Annotated in this window: 13 protein-coding genes; 7 read left to right on the forward strand and 6 right to left on the reverse strand. The window is 70.0% G+C overall.

The window, feature by feature from the left end:
- Positions 1–219 precede the first annotated feature (219 nt).
- Complete coding sequence (locus J4030_RS16025) at positions 220–1,059, reverse strand: hypothetical protein (protein ID WP_208050245.1); 840 nt, start codon at positions 1,057–1,059, stop codon at positions 220–222.
- Positions 1,060–1,383: 324 nt separating this feature from the next.
- On the opposite strand from J4030_RS16025, the gene J4030_RS16030 reads away from it, so the two are divergent.
- From J4030_RS16030 to J4030_RS16045, 4 genes are all read left to right on the forward strand, one after another.
- Positions 1,384–3,510, forward strand: coding sequence for a hypothetical protein (locus J4030_RS16030; RefSeq protein ID WP_208050246.1), 2,127 nt, complete (start codon positions 1,384–1,386; stop codon positions 3,508–3,510).
- Positions 3,507–4,748 carry a hypothetical protein gene (locus J4030_RS16035; RefSeq protein WP_208050247.1) on the forward strand — a complete coding sequence of 414 codons (1,242 nt, stop codon included), beginning with the start codon at positions 3,507–3,509 and terminating at the stop codon, positions 4,746–4,748. The genes J4030_RS16030 and J4030_RS16035 overlap by 4 nt, the downstream gene beginning before the upstream one ends.
- A complete protein-coding gene (locus tag J4030_RS18595) occupies positions 4,745–5,416 on the forward strand; it encodes a response regulator transcription factor (RefSeq protein ID WP_307864743.1) in 672 nt (223 codons plus the stop codon). Before J4030_RS16035 ends, J4030_RS18595 begins: the two co-directional genes overlap by 4 nt.
- A gap of 148 nt (positions 5,417–5,564) precedes the next feature.
- Positions 5,565–8,978: a hypothetical protein gene (locus tag J4030_RS16045; RefSeq protein ID WP_208050248.1), complete on the forward strand. Its 3,414-nt coding sequence runs from the start codon at positions 5,565–5,567 to the stop codon at positions 8,976–8,978.
- Positions 8,979–9,113: 135 nt separating this feature from the next.
- Here J4030_RS16045 and J4030_RS18360 read toward each other — a convergent pair whose 3' ends face one another.
- From J4030_RS18360 to J4030_RS16065, 4 genes are all read right to left on the reverse strand, one after another.
- Positions 9,114–9,518 (reverse strand): universal stress protein, encoded by a 405-nt coding sequence (locus J4030_RS18360; protein ID WP_208050249.1) that lies wholly within the window; start codon positions 9,516–9,518, stop codon positions 9,114–9,116.
- Positions 9,519–9,609: 91 nt separating this feature from the next.
- Positions 9,610–11,049, reverse strand: coding sequence for a sugar porter family MFS transporter (locus J4030_RS16055; RefSeq protein ID WP_208050250.1), 1,440 nt, complete (start codon positions 11,047–11,049; stop codon positions 9,610–9,612).
- 85 nt (positions 11,050–11,134) lie between these two features.
- On the reverse strand, positions 11,135–11,845 hold the full coding sequence (locus J4030_RS16060; RefSeq protein WP_208050251.1) for a spermidine synthase: 711 nt from the start codon (positions 11,843–11,845) through the stop codon (positions 11,135–11,137).
- 95 nt (positions 11,846–11,940) lie between these two features.
- On the reverse strand, positions 11,941–12,402 hold the full coding sequence (locus tag J4030_RS16065; RefSeq protein ID WP_208050252.1) for a helix-turn-helix domain-containing protein: 462 nt from the start codon (positions 12,400–12,402) through the stop codon (positions 11,941–11,943).
- A 54-nt stretch (positions 12,403–12,456) separates the two neighbouring features.
- Between J4030_RS16065 and J4030_RS16070 the strand changes: the two genes are divergently transcribed.
- Together J4030_RS16070 and J4030_RS16075 are read left to right on the forward strand one after the other, a co-directional pair.
- Positions 12,457–13,917, forward strand: a complete 1,461-nt coding sequence (locus J4030_RS16070; RefSeq protein WP_208050253.1) for an MFS transporter — start codon at positions 12,457–12,459, stop codon at positions 13,915–13,917.
- Complete coding sequence (locus tag J4030_RS16075) at positions 13,914–14,717, forward strand: thioesterase family protein (RefSeq protein WP_208050254.1); 804 nt, start codon at positions 13,914–13,916, stop codon at positions 14,715–14,717. Before J4030_RS16070 ends, J4030_RS16075 begins: the two co-directional genes overlap by 4 nt.
- Before the next feature lie 43 nt (positions 14,718–14,760).
- Here the strand turns inward: J4030_RS16075 and J4030_RS16080 are convergent, their stop codons facing one another.
- The gene (locus J4030_RS16080; protein WP_208050255.1) at positions 14,761–15,681 is read right to left on the reverse strand and encodes a LysR family transcriptional regulator; all 921 of its coding nucleotides are present in this window, start codon (positions 15,679–15,681) and stop codon (positions 14,761–14,763) included.
- 130 nt (positions 15,682–15,811) lie between these two features.
- On the opposite strand from J4030_RS16080, the gene J4030_RS16085 reads away from it, so the two are divergent.
- Entirely contained in the window at positions 15,812–16,744 is a 933-nt protein-coding gene (locus tag J4030_RS16085; RefSeq protein ID WP_208050256.1) for an NAD(P)-dependent oxidoreductase, read from the forward strand.
- The last annotated feature ends 30 nt before the right edge of the window (positions 16,745–16,774 follow it).

Consider the following 16,774-nt stretch of genomic DNA (forward strand, 5'->3'; position numbering starts at 1 on the left):
CACCAAGGACGCGTTCCCGACCCAGGCCGTCTACGGCAACACCACCGACCCCGAACTGCGCCTGATCACCTGCGGGGGCAGTTTCGACTCCGCGACCGGCCACTTCCGCAACAACACCGTCGTCTACGCCCGACTCGCCGCCTGAGGGTCCTGCGCCGGCGATGACCGGAGCGCGATCGCGGCCCTCGGCCTGGGCGGATTTCCGATGGACCCAGTCCGTCACTTCGTCAGTCCGGCACGTGGTGCGGGCGTTGCAGCTGCGACGGTGACTGCGGTGGCCCGCGCGGCACGAACCGCTCTGAGCCGCTCACGTGCGTTGGGAGGCGGGAGCCTCGCCTCGATCGCATTCTTCTGGATGGTCGCCAGCTCTGCGGCCCTGTCGCTCATGCTGTAGCGCGGCGTGCCTTCCATGCTTGCTTGGCCTCGGTTCGGCAGCTTGACGCCGAGATACCCGGCATGGCTGATCGCAAGCAGCGTGACGAAGCTCTTGTCCAGAGTGGGCAGCGTGGTGATCTTCCGGGGGCCGGAGATGACGGGCGCACCTCGACCGGAGTACAGGTGCCAGGCGAGGAGCACGTAGGCGGCAACGAGCACGACGGTGACGAGCAGGCCTTGCAGCTTGGCGATGTCGACCGTCTCGTCGGCGCTCGGGCCCTCCTCCACCAGAACGGCCTGCACCAACCGCGCGCCGCCGTCCGGTGCTGCAGCCACGTACGGCGCTCGAGCGCGATTCTTGTGAGCCTTGATCGCGGTCGAGACCGTTGCCGACCCCACCGAGACACCCATGAGAGCCAAGACCTCCGGCGGCACAGTGAAGTCGAGAGGATCCACTCCCCGTTGCGCGCTTCGCGCGATGAGCACAGCCACCACCAACGGGAGGATCGCGATGGTCCACATGCTCAGCTGGATACGCGTGAGGCTGTAGAGACCCCGAGTGTCGATCAGGACGCCGCCAGCAGTCCCTCGGACAGCCACCCCGACCACGACGCCGACAGCGACGAAGGCGATCACTCCGCCCGCCCATGACCACCACAAGAGCGCCATCGGCCCCTCCCGCATCTCTCGACACCATCGACGTCATGGCTCGTCGTCTCCGAGTGAGCATGGTCCAGCAGGACTCGACCGGCAGGTTGCCGATCATCAGGATGCGAGGCGGTCCGCGCCACGCCGCCGACCTCGATTCCGAGCGCATAAAAGCTATACCCGGTCTCCGCTCACCGTCCCCCGAACAAGGGAAGCCGTAGGTGCAGGCCACGGAGGTTCGGTCGTGGATCCTCCGTGCGGAAAGTCCGATCCGCAGCGGAGCACTGCTTGCCCGGATCGAGCCGTCCCACCGGCCCGGCTGCCCTACCCTGGAAAGGTTCTCGACCGGGTGGAGGGCGTATGGAGGGGCGCAGGGTCGACCGGCTGGCCGTGCGGATCGCGTTCGCGCTGTACCTGTCGGGGCTTCTGGTGTGGCTGGCCCTCGGCCTCGTGCCGGTGCATGCCACCCACCCGGACATGGCGAAGATAGCGCTCGAAGAGACCACGCCGCTGGAGACCGGTGTCGAGTACTTCTTCAGCGCTCTCAACCTCGCCCTCGGGGTGCTGCTCTTCCTGCGGCGGCCGGACGAGCGGGTGCCGCGTCTGCTCGCCTTCGCCCTGCTCGGCACGGCCGCGACCTTCAACCTGCCCAGCCACCGTGCGTTTCACCTCACGGGCTCCCCATGGCCTATCGCGCTCATCCACTTCACCTTCCACATCGTCTCCGGGGTCGCGTACGTGTGGGCCGTCATCCTCTTCCCGGACGGCAGGCCCCCGCGACCTGTTCGACTGTCGCCGTGGACGATTCGTGCCATCGTCCTGGCCTCCACCGCCGCGGTGGCGCTGGTGTGCTGGCGCAGCAGCTTCCTGGACCACCCGCAGTTCTTCCTGATCTTCTTCGGCATCGCCGTCGCGCTGATCGGGGTGAGTGCTCAGGCGTTGCGAATCACCAGCCCTGACACCGGCTCCGGAGAACGCGCGACGGCTCGGCTGCTGGGCGTCGCGCTGCTCCCTGCCCTTGCCGTGGCCCTCATCTGGCTCGGGGCTCGTGCGACCACGACGCTCACGGGTTCTGCGAACGACGCGGCCTCGTTGCAGACGGACATCGAGCGGCTGTTCCCCGCCGTGTTCGCGGTCGTCCCCGTCGTGCTGTTCGCCGGTGTCGTGCGCTACCGGTTGTGGGACATCGATCGTCTTCTCAGTCGCGTCCTGGTCTACGGCCTGCTGGCCCTGACACTCAGCGCCGCCTACGTGCTCGCCGTCGCCGTCGGCGGTCGTATCTCGGATGGCGGGCTGTGGGTGACCGTGCTGGCGCTGTCGGTCGTCGCCGTGCTGATCGAACCTCTGCGGATCGCCGGCCGTCGGTGGGCGAACAGAGTGGTGTTCGGTCAGGTGTTGAGTCCTGCGGAGGCGATCCGCAGCCTGGCCGGTGCGCTGGAGCATCTCACCCCCGCGTCGGAGCTGCAGCATGTGGTGGCCGTAACCGTGGCGGCCACGCGGGCCGGCTCGGCGGAGCTGTGGCTGGTCGACGGGGAGCGGCTGGTCTCGGCGGCATCCACTCGATCGGCGTCGGACGAGATCGCCCTTCCTGCAGGGGAACCGGCGGTAGAAGCACTCATCGGGGCGGTGGGTGCGCAGCGTGGTTGGCCCGTCCGTCACCAGGGCGAACTGCTCGGGCTGCTCGCCGTGCACGGTCCGCCGGGCGAGGATCTCGGCGCCGCAGACGACACGGTGGGTGGCGAGATCGCGGCACATGCGGGATTGCTGGTACACAACGCGACGTTGACCGTCACTTTGGCACAACAGGTTGACGCTCTGGCGGCGCACGCCGAAGCGATCTCCGAGTCCAGGCGCCGACTCGTGGTGGCCCAGGACGCCGAGCGGCACACGCTCGAGCGGGCACTGCACGACGGCGCCCAGCAAGCCCTAGTCGCTGCGATCATCGGGGCGCGGGCGGGTGCCGACGCGGGCCGCTTCTCACACGAGGATCGAGACGGCCTGCGCGACGTGCTGCTCACCGCGCAGCGCGACGTTCGCGAGCTCAGCGGCGACGGTCGACCGGAGGCGCTGCGCCAGCTCGGGCTGGCGGGAGCGCTGGAGCGTGCCGCCCGGCTCACGCGACGGACCGGCATCGAGGTCGGCCTCGAGGCCGAGCTCGGACCCACGCGGAGTCCGCTGCCCACGGAGGCCGAGACGGCCGTCTACTTCGCCTGCGTCGAAGGACTGCAGAACGTCGTCAAGTACGCCCACGCGACCCGGGTGGTCGTCTCGGTCGGCTGCACCGACCAGGAGATGTCGTTCGCCGTCGTCGATGACGGCACCGGCATCTCCTCGGCGATCGCGCAGGACGCAGCCGGGGGATTGGCAGCCCTCTCCGCACGCCTCGACGCTCTGGGCGGCGAGGTCAGCATGGTGGGAGGCGCGGACGGCGGAACGCAGCTGCGCGGCTGGGTGCCGATGCGACGTACCGCGGACGTGCTCGTATGAGGGCCGTGACGGGTCGCGCGGTGACGCTGCGACTCTCCGTCACGCGGGCCGTCTGCCGGCTCGTCGTGGCCGGCCTCCTCTACGGTGCGGCCGCTCTTGTGTACGAGGCGGCCACGGGAGGCGCCGATCCACCACCGTTCGCCGGGGTCGTCGGTGTCACTGTCGTCGTCGCGCTGGCGCTGTGGCTGCTGAAGGACCCGGTCGACCGCCTTGCTGCCCGGGCCGTGCTCGGCGCGCGGGCCGACGGTTACGAGGTGATGCGCGAGCTGACCGCACAGCTCGCCGCCACCCTTCCGGTCGACGAGGTCGCACCGCGCCTTGCCGAAGCCGCCTCCCGCACCACGGGTCGGCCTCGAGCCGAAGTAAGGCTCTGGCTGACCGACGGCGACCCGTGGGCGCGCTCGTGGCCACCGACCGAGGCGACGATCCTGAACGGCACCGCGGTCGAGGTGCGGCACAGTGGTGCGGCACTGGGTGAGATCGCCGTCGAAGGAGACGACCTGACACAGGGTGCCCTCTCGTCCTGGGACCGCCGGATGCTCGACACGCTGGCCCGCCCGGCCGGGGCAGCGCTCTCGACTGTCCGACTGACGGTCGAGCTACGGCAGCGCAAGAGCGACCTCGAGCGACTCACCGTCGCGTTGACCGCCTCCCGGGAGCGGCTGCTCACCGCCCGCGCGAGGGAACAGCAGCGGATGCGGGCCGAGGTCGAGGCCCGGGTCGGCACGCACTTGTCGGCGGCTCTTGCCGCGCTCGACGGCGGCGCGACCGGTGTGCGCGAGGCGTCTCTCAGCACGGTCGCGAGTGAGGCGGGTCTGGCCCTGGACGAGTTGCGCATCGTCGCGCGCGGCATCTATCCGCCGACGCTCACCGAGGTCGGGCTGGCTGCGTCGCTGCAGTCGTGGCTCGCCAGAGCGCAGGTGGACGCAACCCTCGACGCTCCCGCCGAACTCCCCGGCATCGATCCGAGTGTCGCCGCATGTCTGTACTTCTGCGCCGTGACGTCGCTTGCGCACCTCGCGCGGCACCAGGCGTCGGGAATCCGTGTCGGAGTCGCCGATCGCCCAGCACCGTCGTTGCGTATCGAGGCTCACGCCGACGATCGGGTCGCGCGGGACACGATCGAGGTGGTGACCGACCGCATCGAGGCGTTCGGTGGCAGCGTGGACAGCGATCGGGGCGAGCACCGGTTCGGCCTCGTGGCAACCCTTCCCACGCGGACGGACGGCCCGTCGTGACGCCGATCCGGCTCGTGTACGCCGAGGACAACTTCCTCGTCCGCGAGGGCGTCCGACGCCTGATCGAGGGTTCGGATGCCCTGGAGGTGGTCGCCGTGTGCGGCGACCTCGACCAGGCGCTCGAGGCCATCACCGCCCACGTGCCGGACGTCGTCCTGACCGACATCCGGATGCCCCCAGATCACAGCGACGAGGGGATACGGATCGCAGACCACTGCCGCCGCGCCCATCCGCGGATGGGTGTGCTGATGCTCAGCCAGTACGCCGAGGCCGCCTACGTCAAGATCCTCCTGCGCCAGGGCACCGAACGTCGTGGCTACCTGCTGAAGGAGCGGGTCGCCTCGATCGCCGACCTGACCTCCGCGATCGAGGCGGTGGCCTCCGGCGGAACGGCGATCGACCCCAAGGTCGTGGAAGTGCTGGTCCAGGTGCGCTCCAGCGCGGACGACGCAGGACTCGCCCGGCTGACGGCACGGGAACGCGAGGTGCTCGCGGCCATCGCGCAAGGGCACACCAACGCCGCTGTCGCCGCCGAACTGGTGCTCAGCCAGCACGCTGTCGAGAAACACATCAATTCGATCTTCGCCAAGCTCGGTCTGACCGGCGACACCCGACAGCACCCGCGGGTGCGCGCCGCGCTGATGTTCCTCGCGGAGGGTGGGCTCTAGGGGTGCCCACACCCCCATGACGGGAGGCGCGCACCCCTTGCCGGAGACGCCTGCCGGCACCATCGGCTCGAACGCCGCTTGAGCGGATCGTGGATTCCATCAGCCCAGCCAGATCGGCAGGGCGTTTCTCCCGGAATGGAATCCAGCAATGACCACCACCACGCCCGCCCCGGTTGCCACCCCCTTGCCGACGGCGCCCGCCCCCGCCTACACGCTGCCCGGAGTCTCCTGGCTCTCCCTGCAGGTGCAGGGAGACACCGGCACCCTGACCGTCGGACCGGACAGCGTCTCGGTCCAGGTGACGCCCCCCGCGGACGGCTCACCCGCCCAGGTGCAGGCCGACCTCTCGCAGCTCACGCTGGGCGCGCTCATCGCGGACGCCGGGTCGGCAGACCCCCTCGCCTCGCTCCCGTCCGCACTCGCGCAGGCCGTGTCGTCGGCCGCGATCGCGAGCGTCGCCGTGAGCGTCGACCTGGCCGGGCACCGACTCGTCGGCTGCGCACTCACCGTCGACGCCGTCCCCTCGTGGGCACCCGGAGGCGTCGAGCTGGACGACTTCGCGGTCAGCGTCGCGCTCACCCGCACCGCCGACGGGACCGGGGTCGCCGTCACCGGCAGCGCCACCTTCGCCGGCGCAGGCGTCGCCGTGACCATCTCGCGCGACGCTGCCGCGACCGGTGCGGCGGCGTGGAAACTGCACGCCGGCCTCGCCGACGGGGCGACCCTGGACGTGACCGCGGTCGCCACGGCGTACGGGCTCGCCGTGCCGAGCAGCCTGCCGGACCTCGCCCTCTCCGCCTGTGCGCTGGACGCCACCCTGGACGGCTCGGACGTCTCCTTCACGGCCACGTCCCCGACACAATGGACCCTCCCCGTGGGCCCCAGCGGGATCTCTGTCGGGGCGATCGCGGTGGCGTTCGGCCGCACGGAGACCGGATCCACCGGGTCTGTGTCCGGGACCGTGCACCTGGGCGGGATCGATGTCCCGATCACGTATGCCGTGCCCGGCGGACTCACGCTGCACGCGACCATCGACACGGTCGCGCCGTTCGCCCTGATCCAGGACGTGGTCGGCGCCACGAGCGTCGGCGCCCTGAACCTGCCGCCCGAGCTGGTCGCGCTGGCCCTCACCGACGTCGTGCTCGCCATCGATGTCGACCAGGCCGAGCTGTCGTTCGCCGCGAGCGGCCCCGGCTTCAAGCGGGTCCAGGCGGTCGTCCGCAAGAGCACGTCCTGGGGATTCGCCGTCGGCATCGAGTTGGACGACGACTACCGGTTCTCCTCACTGTCCCCGACGCTGGCAGGGCTGGACACCGTCCACCTGCCCGACGCACTCCTCGTCGTCTCCTCGTTCGACGACACCACCTTCACGTTCGACGAGCTGCAGCCGGTGGCCGGCACGGGTGTCAGCGAGGGCGTGCTGCTCGACGGCCAACTCGACCTGTCCGGGCTCGGCGCCGACAAGTTCCTCGGCGAGGCCCACCTCGATGTGAAGGCCCAGATCGGCCCGTCACTGGCGGATCTCGAACTCGACGCGGGAGTCGGCGACATCACCATCACCGACGGCGTCGTGCTGAAGGACGCGCAGTTCGCGCTGCACCCCGACCCGGAGAACGTGTCCGTCTCGGTGTCCGGTGCGGTCGACGTGACCATCGACTCCAGCCCGCTGGAATTCATCGGTGGGGTCAGCGTCGTCCCCGACGGCATCTCCTTCTTCGCCACGATGAAGGGCACCTGGCAGGACCCGTTCGGCGCCAAGGGAATCGCCCTCACCGACGTCTCCTTGCAGATCGGATCCGATTTCGAGGGCGTCCCGTCGATCGGCATCGCCGGCGGCCTCACCATCGGTGCGTTCCAGGGCAAGGCGGCCGTCTCGTTCAACTCGGCGAACCCGGCCCAGAGCGTCCTCATCGTGGCGTTCAACCACCTGTCCTTGATGGACGTCGTCGACACGTTCTGCCCGCCCGAGGTCACGACCGACATCCCGACCGACGTCCAGGGCACCCTCGCCGGCATCTCCCTGGAGAACGTGAACCTGTACGACGTCCCGGAGGACACCTCGATCGGCGCCCTCACCTACCAGCAGGGGCTGCGCGTCGGCGGCACCCTGCACGTCTCCGGATTCACCGCTCAGGCCGACGTCGAGATCGACCAGCAGAACGGGATCAAGGCGACCGGATCGCTCTCCCCGATCGTGATCGCCGACGTCTTCTCCCTCACGGGCACGGACCCGAAGAACGGTCCCGACCTGGACATCGAGGTGACGACCAGCGCGGTGCCGAAGATCGCCTTCGACGGTCAGGTCGATCTGCTCGGAGTGACTGCGAGCGCGTCGGTGTCGCTGTCGGACTCCGGCTTCGACTTCCAGTGCGCTGGAAGGGTCTTCGAGCTGTTCTCTGCGAACGTGCACAGTTACGGCGGCAATCTGCAGTCCGGCGCGGGCTTCATGGTGCACGCCGACCTCCAGCAGGACTTCCTCTCGGATCTGGCCCGGCGTGCGGCCGCGGTGCTGCAGCAGGCGGGCGCCGATGCTCAGTCGCGCATCGCTGTCGCCCAGCAGGGCGTCACCGCCGCCCAGGCGGACGTGCAGCGGTTCACCGCGTCGGTGCAGTCGGCGCAGGCCGACCTGGCGAGCAAGCAGGCCGACGCCCAGAACCAGATCCAGGGAGCATCCGCGCAGGTCACCCAGGCCCAGCAGGCCCTGGGAGCGGTCGACGCGCAGATCGCGACGACGCGGGCCCAGATCCAGGCCGAGCGCAATTCCGCGGCCGCCCAGTTGAGCAACCTGCAGCAGCAGTTGGCAGCGGCGCAGAGCGCGGCCGGCGCGCTCAACGGCCAGGTCAACGCTCAGCAGGGGCAGATCGACCAGCTCAACGGAGAGATCAACTGGTGGAACAACTGGTACAACAACCTGGCCTGGTACGACAAGGCCTGGGGTTGGACCGAACTGGGCGCCGAAGTCGGATGGCGCGGCACCCAGGTCGCCGGGCTCGAGGTGTCGATCCAGGGTCTGCGCGGCTCGCTGGCTGCAGCGAACGGCGTCCTGCAGACCGCACAGCAGGCCGTCAACACGGCGCAGGCCGCCCAGGCGACCTACCCGGTCGATCAGGACCCGCGGATCCTGGCGCTGCAGGGTGGAGAGGCTGCCGCGCAGCAGGCGCTGCAGGTCGCTCAGACCGCCCTGGCCGCCGCACAGCAGGCGACCGGCGCGGCCGTCACGGCGGCGAGCCAGGCGGTCGACGGATTCCAGCAGCAGCTCGGGGCCGCCACCCTGGCGCTCCAGGCGGCGAACGCCGGGCTGACCCAGCTGAATGCGAGCATCGGCGACGTCGCGGCGGTCAGCGCGTACATCGCCGAACACGGGCTGGACGGCCTGCTCAACGTGAAGTCGGCGTCCTTCACCGGCACCCTGGACGCGACGTCGGGCGGCTCGGTGACCCTCGACGCGGACGTGGTGTTCCAGGGCACCGAGGACATGGTGCACGTGAGCTATGACTTCCACGACCTGGCCGCGTCGGCGCAGACCCTTGCGAAGGAGGTGCTGCCCTCGCTGCCCGTCTGACCTTCGCAGCGCGGCGCGCGGCCGGACTCCCTTCACCGGGAGTCCGGCCGCGCGTCGCGCTGCCAGCCGGACCGCTGCCCGATCCCGACGGACCCGCGGGGCGGCAGGATCCAGGGCGCCGTCGAGGCCCCGCGGTCAGCTAGCGGTGGGCGGTTGCTTGACGGCGAGGACGGCGCACTCGGCCTCCAGCAGGACCTGCTGCGACGTGCTGCCTGCAATCAACTTGCCCACGGGCGACCGGCGGCGGATGCCGATCACGATGAGATCCGCATCGATGTCGGCGGCGGCCCCGAGGATCTCGTCGGCGGGCGTCCGGGCCTGCGCGGGCTGGCGCATCTCGTGGATGAGCCCCATCGACGTGAGCTTCTGGTCGACGGCGTCCCAGTCCGCGGCCTCGGCGAAGCTCTTGTCGGCGTCGTTGCCGCGGGTGCCGCAGTTGAGGACGACGATTCGCTCGTCGCCGAGCTTCGCCATGGCCATGGCGTGGTCGATGGCGGCCAGACCCTCAGGGCTGGGGATGTATCCGACGACGATGTTCACGTGCTCTCCTCTGGTGGCGGGGTGGATGAAGGTACGGCGGGCCGGTAGCCCGGTCGACGCGTGACGCGCCGGCGCATCGCCGGCCGGGCGGTCAGGTCGCCTCGTCGCGCGTGGCCCGAGCGAACTCGCGCGGACTGAAATGGCCGTCGCGCAGGGCGTGCTCAATCTGTTCCAGGGACCGGCCGGTGAGCTCCGGCATCTTGACGAAGACGAAGATCCAGGCGGCGACGTTGAAGAGGGCGTAGAGCCACATCGTCTGTCCGACACCGACGGCGTCGATGATGGTGAGCACCGTCAGCGTGATGACCAGGTTGGTGGTCCACAGCACGGCCGCCTGCAGGCTCGATCCGGCACCGCGCACCGCCAACGGGTAGATCTCCGACTCGGTCAGCCAGCCCATGAGTTGCAGTCCACCGGCGTTGAAGAACATGAAGACGATCAGGCAGGTGATGATGAACGGGATGTCGTGCCGCCCGCTGTGACCGGTCACGAAGAGTGAGCCGAGCACGAAGAGCGCTGCTGCAGTCCCCGGCACCATGACGAGGGTGAGTCGGCGTCGGCCGACGCGGTCGATGATGTTGAGGCCGATCAGCATCATCACCAGGTAGGTCACTGCCAGGCCGACGCTCACGCGGAGCGCGGTGCTGGTCGTGAAACCGGCATCGGTGAGGATGGTCGGCGCGTAGTAGATGATCATCTCGATGCCGCTCAGCTGCGTGAACATCGCGATGCCGCAGCCCACGATGACGGCGGGCCGCACCCACGCCTGCCGCAGCCCCGACCACCCCCGCTGCTTGGCACTGACATCGAGCTCCTGGGTCACGTTCTGCGTGATCTCGTCGATCTCCGCATCCAGTGACGCATCGCGAGGGCGCATGAGCGACAACGACTTTCGGGCGTCGTCCGCTCGATCCTGCGCCACCAGCCATCGCGGGCTCTCCGGCAACCGCAGCACGGTGAGCAGCAGGATCGTCGCCGGCACGACGGCGAGTCCGATCGAGACGCGCCAGCTGAGGCTCTCCGTCGCGCCGACGATGGTCGAGACCAGGATGCCGGTGCCGATGCCGACCTGGAAGGTGAGGACCAGCTGGCCGCGGCGCGCGGCCGGGGCGAGCTCGGCGACGTACATCGGGACGGTCTGGGTGGCACCGCCGACGGCGAAGCCGAGGATGACGCGCGAGACGCACAGCAACGCCGCGCTGGGGGAGAGGGAGCATGCGAGAGCACCCACGATGAAGATGCAGGCGAGCATGAGGATGGTGCCGCGCCGGCCGCGCTGCTCCGAGAGTCGGCTGCAGGCGAGGGCGCCGAGCACCGCACCGAAGAGGATGCTGCCGGCGATCACCTGCTCGGAACTGTGGCCGGTGTGGAAGTCCTTACGGATCTGCAGCAGGGCGGCGGAGATGATGCCGGTGTCGTAGCCGTAGAGGAAGGACGAGATCGCCGAGGCGATCGCCGCCAGCCACAACGCAGGGGTGAAGTGCCCGCGCGCCTTTTCGCCCGTCGCGGTGTCCTTCTCGCTCACGGTCACCGTGCGTCCTCCGTTCGTTCGGGCGTTCCGTCAGGCTAGACCTGTGGTGCCGCTGAGGTCTGCTGCTGACGCGTCCTCGTCCCGGTCAGCGCGCGACGTACACCGTGTTCGCCGACTCGCCGCCGGTGAGGAAGTTCGCGAACGTGACGACGTGCGCCTTCGAGAAGTCGAAGACCTGTGCCAGCAACGCGTCGAAGTCGTCGTCCGGTGGGTCGTCGGACCAGAGTGCGAAGACCCCGCCGGGCTTCAGATGCCCGGCGAGTCGGCGCAACCCGTCGAGGCTGTAGAACGCCGCGTGGTCAGGGTGCAGCACGTGCCGCGGCGTGTGGTCGATGTCGAGCAGTACGGCGTCGAAGCGGCGGTCGGCGGCGCCCGGGTCGAAGCCGTCGTCGGACGCGGCCATCGCGAAGAAGTCGGCCATCACCAGCCGGGCGCGCGGGTCGCTCACGAGTTCCTGGGCGCCGGGCAGGAGCGCTCGTTCGTGCCAGTCGATGACCTCGGCCATCGCGTCGACGACGATCATCGAGCGCACCCGGGAGTCCTCCAGCGCGGCGCGCGCGGTGTAGCCGAGACCGAGGCCGCCGACCACGATGTCCAGCTCGGCACTGACGGTCTGCGCGAGTCCGAGCCGGGCGAGCTCGATCTCGGCGACGGTGAACAGGCTCGACATGAGGAACTCCTCGTCGAGCTTCACCTCGTAGACGTCGACGTCGAGCGTCGGCTCCCTCCGGCGGCGCAGGCTGATCGTGCCGCGCGGAGTCTCGCTGTAGGCCAGCTCCTCCAACCGTGCGCTCACACCCGGTCACCTCTCTCGCCGCCGACGCCTGCCGCGGCGGACATGCCACGCGGTCAACGTACCCGCCGGTCGGAGGGAGCAGACGGCGCCCGAGATCACTCGACGGTGATCTCCTCGACCGCAAGGCGATGGTGGGCGGCGCACTCGACGACGGCCCGCACGGGCTCGCCGCAGTCGGCGTGCGAGAACTGGCGAGCAATGGTCCCCGGCGCGTGCTTGGCTCCCCACTGCCCGAGTGAGAGGACCGCCGGCATCAGGTCTCGCCCGCTGTCGGTGAGCGTGTAACCGTGCCGGGTGCGCTGACCCGGTTCCTGGTACGGCTCCCGGACCAGGAGATCGGCGACGACGAGAGCGCGCAGGCGGGACGCGACGACCGCCTCGGTCAGCCCGGTGCGGGCGACGAAGTCGTCGAACTTGAACGTCCCGAAGAGCGCCTCGCGCATCAACAGGATCGCGGACCGGGTGCCCACGACCTGCATGGTGCGGTCGATGGGGCAACGGTCACCCGGTGAGGTGCGGGCGCGGCGCCTCATGACGCCTGAAAGGGCGAATGCCATGTCTCCATCCTAACCTGGCTTGTGAATTGCATAGTTAGGTGGCAGGCTCCAGACGTGCCAGCAACCCGTAAGGACGACCGGTCCATGTCGCAGGACGATCAGCAGACTCCGAGGGACCGGCAAGGTCGGATCCTCCTCGTGCTCTCGGCAGCGGCGTTCATGGCAAGTCTCGACCTGTTCATCGTCAACGTCGCCTTCGATTCGATCGGGCGCGACTTCCACGGTGCGTCGCTGTCGGACCTGAGCTGGATCCTCAACGGCTACGCCATCGCGTACGCCGCACTGCTGGTGCCGCTCGGCCGGCTCGCCGACCGGTACGGCCGCAAGGAGGGCTTCCTCGCCGGGCTCGCCCTCTTCGCACTGGCGAGTGCTGCCTGCGCGCTCAGCCCCGGTCTGTGGTGGCTGGTCGCGTTCCGCGTTCTCCAGGCGACCGGTGCGGCGGCCCTCACGCCTACCAGCCTGTCGCTGCTTCTGCGCTCCACCCCGCCGGACCGGAGGGCGCGCGCCGTACGCATCTGGGCCGCGACGGGCGCACTCGCCGCCGCCATCGGTCCGGTGGTCGGCGGTCTGCTGGTGCAGGCCGCATGGCAGTGGGTGTTCGTCGTCAACGTGCCGATCGCGATCGTCGCGATCATCAGCACCGTCCGCTGGGTCCCGGATTCCCGCGATGCGAGCGTCGAACGAACGCCTGATCTGCTGGGGGCCGGCGTCCTCGCCATGGCCATCGGTGCGCTGGCGCTCAGCGTCGTGAAGGGGCCGGCCTGGGGGTGGTCGGACGCCCGTGACGTCGCCGGGTTCGTCGTCGCCGCAGTCGGAATCGCCTTCTTCGCCTACCGGACCGCGCGGCACCCCGCGCCCGTCGTCGAGCCGGCGATGCTGGCAGTGCGCACCTTCGCCTGGTCCAACATCTCGTCCCTGGTCTTCAGCGTCGCCTTCGGAGCGGGCCTGCTGTCGACCATTCTGTGGTTCCAGCAGGTGTGGGGTTACGGTCCGGTCCGGTCCGGCCTCGCGATCGCGCCCGGTCCGGCGATGGTGCAGGTGACCGCTCTCATCTCGAACCGGCTGGCCCGGCGCGGTGTGCCGGCGGGCCTGATCGCCGCACTCGGCTGCCTGATGCTCGCCGCCGGCTACGTCTTCATCGCGTTCTCGGTGGGAGTGCATCCACATTGGGTCATGCAGATGCTGCCCGGACAGCTCCTGATCGGTGGGGGAGTCGGCTTCGCCCTACCGACGATCCTGTCCTCCGGTACGTCGGACCTGCCGCCGCAGCGCACGGCCACCGGGAGCGCGGTGATCAACATGAACCGACAGATCGGCACCGTGCTCGGGGTGTCCATCCTGGTCGCCATCCTCGGCAGCCCGATCGGTCTCGCGCACGCACACCACGTGTTCCGTCTCGCCTGGCTGACCATCGCCGGGATCGGGGTGGCGGGCGCTCTCGTCTCCGTTGGCATCACGCCCTCGCGCAGGGCCGTCACGACGAACGCCGTGCCCGTTGCAGGGGACGCGGCGTGACCGACTTCGACCGGACCACGCGCGTTCATCCGTCACCCGCCGCCGAGGCGAACGCGGTGACGACGTCGTTCACCGCGACCCTCGACGAGACCTGGTCCTCGCTGATCGGCGTGCACGGCGGGTACGTCGCGTCGCTGATGGTGCACACGGCCGAGCTCATGCTCCCGGACCGGGTGGTGCGCACCGTGAGCACCTCCTTCCTGCGCCCGGCCGCCGTGGGCGAGGCGGAGGTGGTCCTCGAGGTCCTGCGCGCCGGTCGGTCGTTCAACACCCTGTCCGCATCGGTCCATCAGGCGGGCCGCCTCGTGGCCGTCAGCCGCATCACCCTGCTCAACCCCGTCGACGCGACCGGTTGGACGATGCCGATGACGCACGACCGACCCGCTCCGATCGATCGCTGCCTCCCGTTCGAGCCGCCGCCGTCCATCGCGCACTTCGGTCAGGCCGAGTTCCGGATCGATCCCGCGACGGTCCCGACGTCCGAGCCCGCGGCCGAGGCGCGCATCGCGGGGCATATCCGACCCCTCGAGGCGCGTCCGATCGATGCTCGCTGGCTCGTCGCCATGGGGGACTGGTTCCCGCCGTCGCCGTTCCGTCGGCTGGCGCCCCCGGCCGGAGGCATCAGCGTCGACTACACCGTGCACCTGCATCGCACTCTTGCCGCCGACCCGGACCTGTGGCTCGAAGGTGCGTTCACGACCACGCAGAACGTCGGCGGTCTGGCCCTCGAACACGGCACGCTGGCGACGCCGGACGGCCTCCCGGTCGCCGAGACGTTCCACACCCGCTGGACGGGCTGAGGATCCCGCTCTTCCCGATCGATCGTCCGACGCGGCAGACGTCTCAGTCCCCGGATCCACCTGGCATGAGCTGGGATCGCACGTCACGCGGCACGCGTACGCCGGTGTTGCGCAGGTCGGCGATGAAGCGTGCGGCCAACGGGTCGGGGTCGCCCGAAGCGACGGCGGCGAGCTGCCGGACCCACCGTGGCGAGAAGGACCTGACCGCGCCGGGGGAGCCCGGGCCGACCGCGCTGACAGGACAGACGGCGACACCGAGGCCTGCCGCCGCGAGGAGCGGGGCCGCCGAGGTGACAGCTGTCCGCATGACGATCTCGGGGCGGACGCCCGCCTCGGCGAGCGAGTGGTCGAGCCAGGCGCTGAGGTTGTTCTCGACGGCGAAGTGGACCAGACCCACCCCGTCCAGTTCCCGCAGGGGGATTGCGGGCCTGGCGGCCAGAGGGTGATCGCTCGGCGCGACCAGGACGATCTCCTCGTCGGCCACGACGAAGATCCGGTAGCGCTGTGGCACGACCGCCGCGGGGATCAGCAGGACGTCGGCCTCCCCGGAATCGAGGAAGCCGAGCATCTCGTCGACCGCCGTCGACTCGCGCAGGCTGATCGCCACCTCGGAGTGACGGCGGTGCCACCTGCGGAGCACGGGAGCGAGCACCGTCACCAGGCTCTGGGCGCAGGCGAGCCGCAACGATCCGCCGGCGGCCTCGCCCACGGAGCGGGCCGTCCGTACGGCGGCCTCGGCCGCGCCGACGGCTCGTCTCGCGTCCGCGACGGCGGCGCGGCCGGCCGGCGTCAGCACCGTCCCGCGGGCTTCGCGACGTAGCAGCGCGACTCGGGCCTCGCGCTCGAGCGAGGCCAGCTGGTGCGAGACCGCGGGTTGCGATGAGTGCAGCAGCAGGGCGGCTTGCGTGATGGACCCGGTGTCGGCCACGGCGACCAGGCATTCGAGGGCGCGGAGCGAAGCCATTCGGAGAATCTATCGCTGTACGTCGAGACATCAATGGATTCGAGGGAAGAACGGCGGGCAGGCGATCGCTGCAGCTACTGACGCGCTGACCGCGACCTCGCGGAACGCCCACCTCGACACAGGAGTCCACATGAGCCAGGCATTCGTAACTGGCGGATCCGGATTCATCGGGCAGGTATTGATCCGCCGTCTGCTGAAGGACGGGCATACGGTCCGTGCGCTGGTGCGCAGCGCGGAATCCGCCGACCGGGTGCGCGCTCTGGGTGCCGAGCCCGTGCGCGCCGAGCTGACCGACGCCACGACCTGGCAGGACGCGGCGGCGGGCAGTGACGTGATCTTCCATCTGGCCGCGGAGACGGACGTCACCGCCGACCGTGAACGCCACGAGGCGAGCACGGTCCGCGGTACCCAGGCCGCTGTGGACGCTGCCCGGCACGCGCGCACACCGACGTTCGTGCGCTGCGGAAGCGAGGCCGCGCTGCTCGCCGGGGAGCCGCTCGTCGATGTCGACGAGACCGCGCCCCTGCGGCCGGATTCGGCCGCCGCGTACTGCGCAGCGAAGGCCGTCGCCGAGCGGATCGTGATCGATGCGAACGCGCCCGGCTTCACGACGGTCTCGATCCGGCCGCGGTTCGTGTGGGGTCCGGGGAGCATCCTGACCGATGGCCTCGTGGCGGCTGCGAAGGCGGGGCGGTTCGCGTGGATCGACGGCGGGCGGCACCTGACCGACGTCACGTACGTCGACAACGCCGTCGAAGGACTGCTGCTCGGCTGGGAGCACGGGCGACCCGGGCAGGCGTACTTCATCACCGATCGTCACCGCGTGGTCCTGCGCGACTTCTTCGAGACCCTGTTCGCGATCCACGGCGTCGACTCGGCGATCCCCGACGTGGACGCCGAGACCGCCCGCCGCGACGTACCCGTCCCCGTGCGGTGGTTCCTCGGGCAGCCGTGCACCTTGCGCACCGACAAGGCGGTCGCAGAGCTCGGCTACTGGCCCGTCGTATCCCCGCCGGAGGGCCTCGAGATCGTTCGCAATATCGCCGCAGGCGTGCGTTCGTGACCGCTCATCCGCGGTCGACCGACGTCATCA

Source organism: Allobranchiibius sp. CTAmp26 (assembly GCF_017565405.1).
Taxonomy (GTDB): Bacteria; Actinomycetota; Actinomycetes; order Actinomycetales; family Dermatophilaceae; genus Allobranchiibius.

Excerpts from the sequence above, each read along its gene's own strand:
- J4030_RS16025 (WP_208050245.1), bottom strand. The coding sequence starts at position 1,059 with ATGCGGGAGGGGCCGATGGCGCTCTTGTGGTGGTCATGGGCGGGCGGA.
- J4030_RS16030 (WP_208050246.1), top strand. The coding sequence starts at position 1,384 with ATGGAGGGGCGCAGGGTCGACCGGCTGGCCGTGCGGATCGCGTTCGCG.
- J4030_RS16035 (WP_208050247.1), top strand. The coding sequence starts at position 3,507 with ATGAGGGCCGTGACGGGTCGCGCGGTGACGCTGCGACTCTCCGTCACG.
- J4030_RS16045 (WP_208050248.1), top strand. The coding sequence starts at position 5,565 with ATGACCACCACCACGCCCGCCCCGGTTGCCACCCCCTTGCCGACGGCG.
- J4030_RS16065 (WP_208050252.1), bottom strand. The coding sequence starts at position 12,402 with ATGGCATTCGCCCTTTCAGGCGTCATGAGGCGCCGCGCCCGCACCTCA.
- J4030_RS16080 (WP_208050255.1), bottom strand. The coding sequence starts at position 15,681 with ATGGCTTCGCTCCGCGCCCTCGAATGCCTGGTCGCCGTGGCCGACACC.
- J4030_RS16085 (WP_208050256.1), top strand. The coding sequence starts at position 15,812 with ATGAGCCAGGCATTCGTAACTGGCGGATCCGGATTCATCGGGCAGGTA.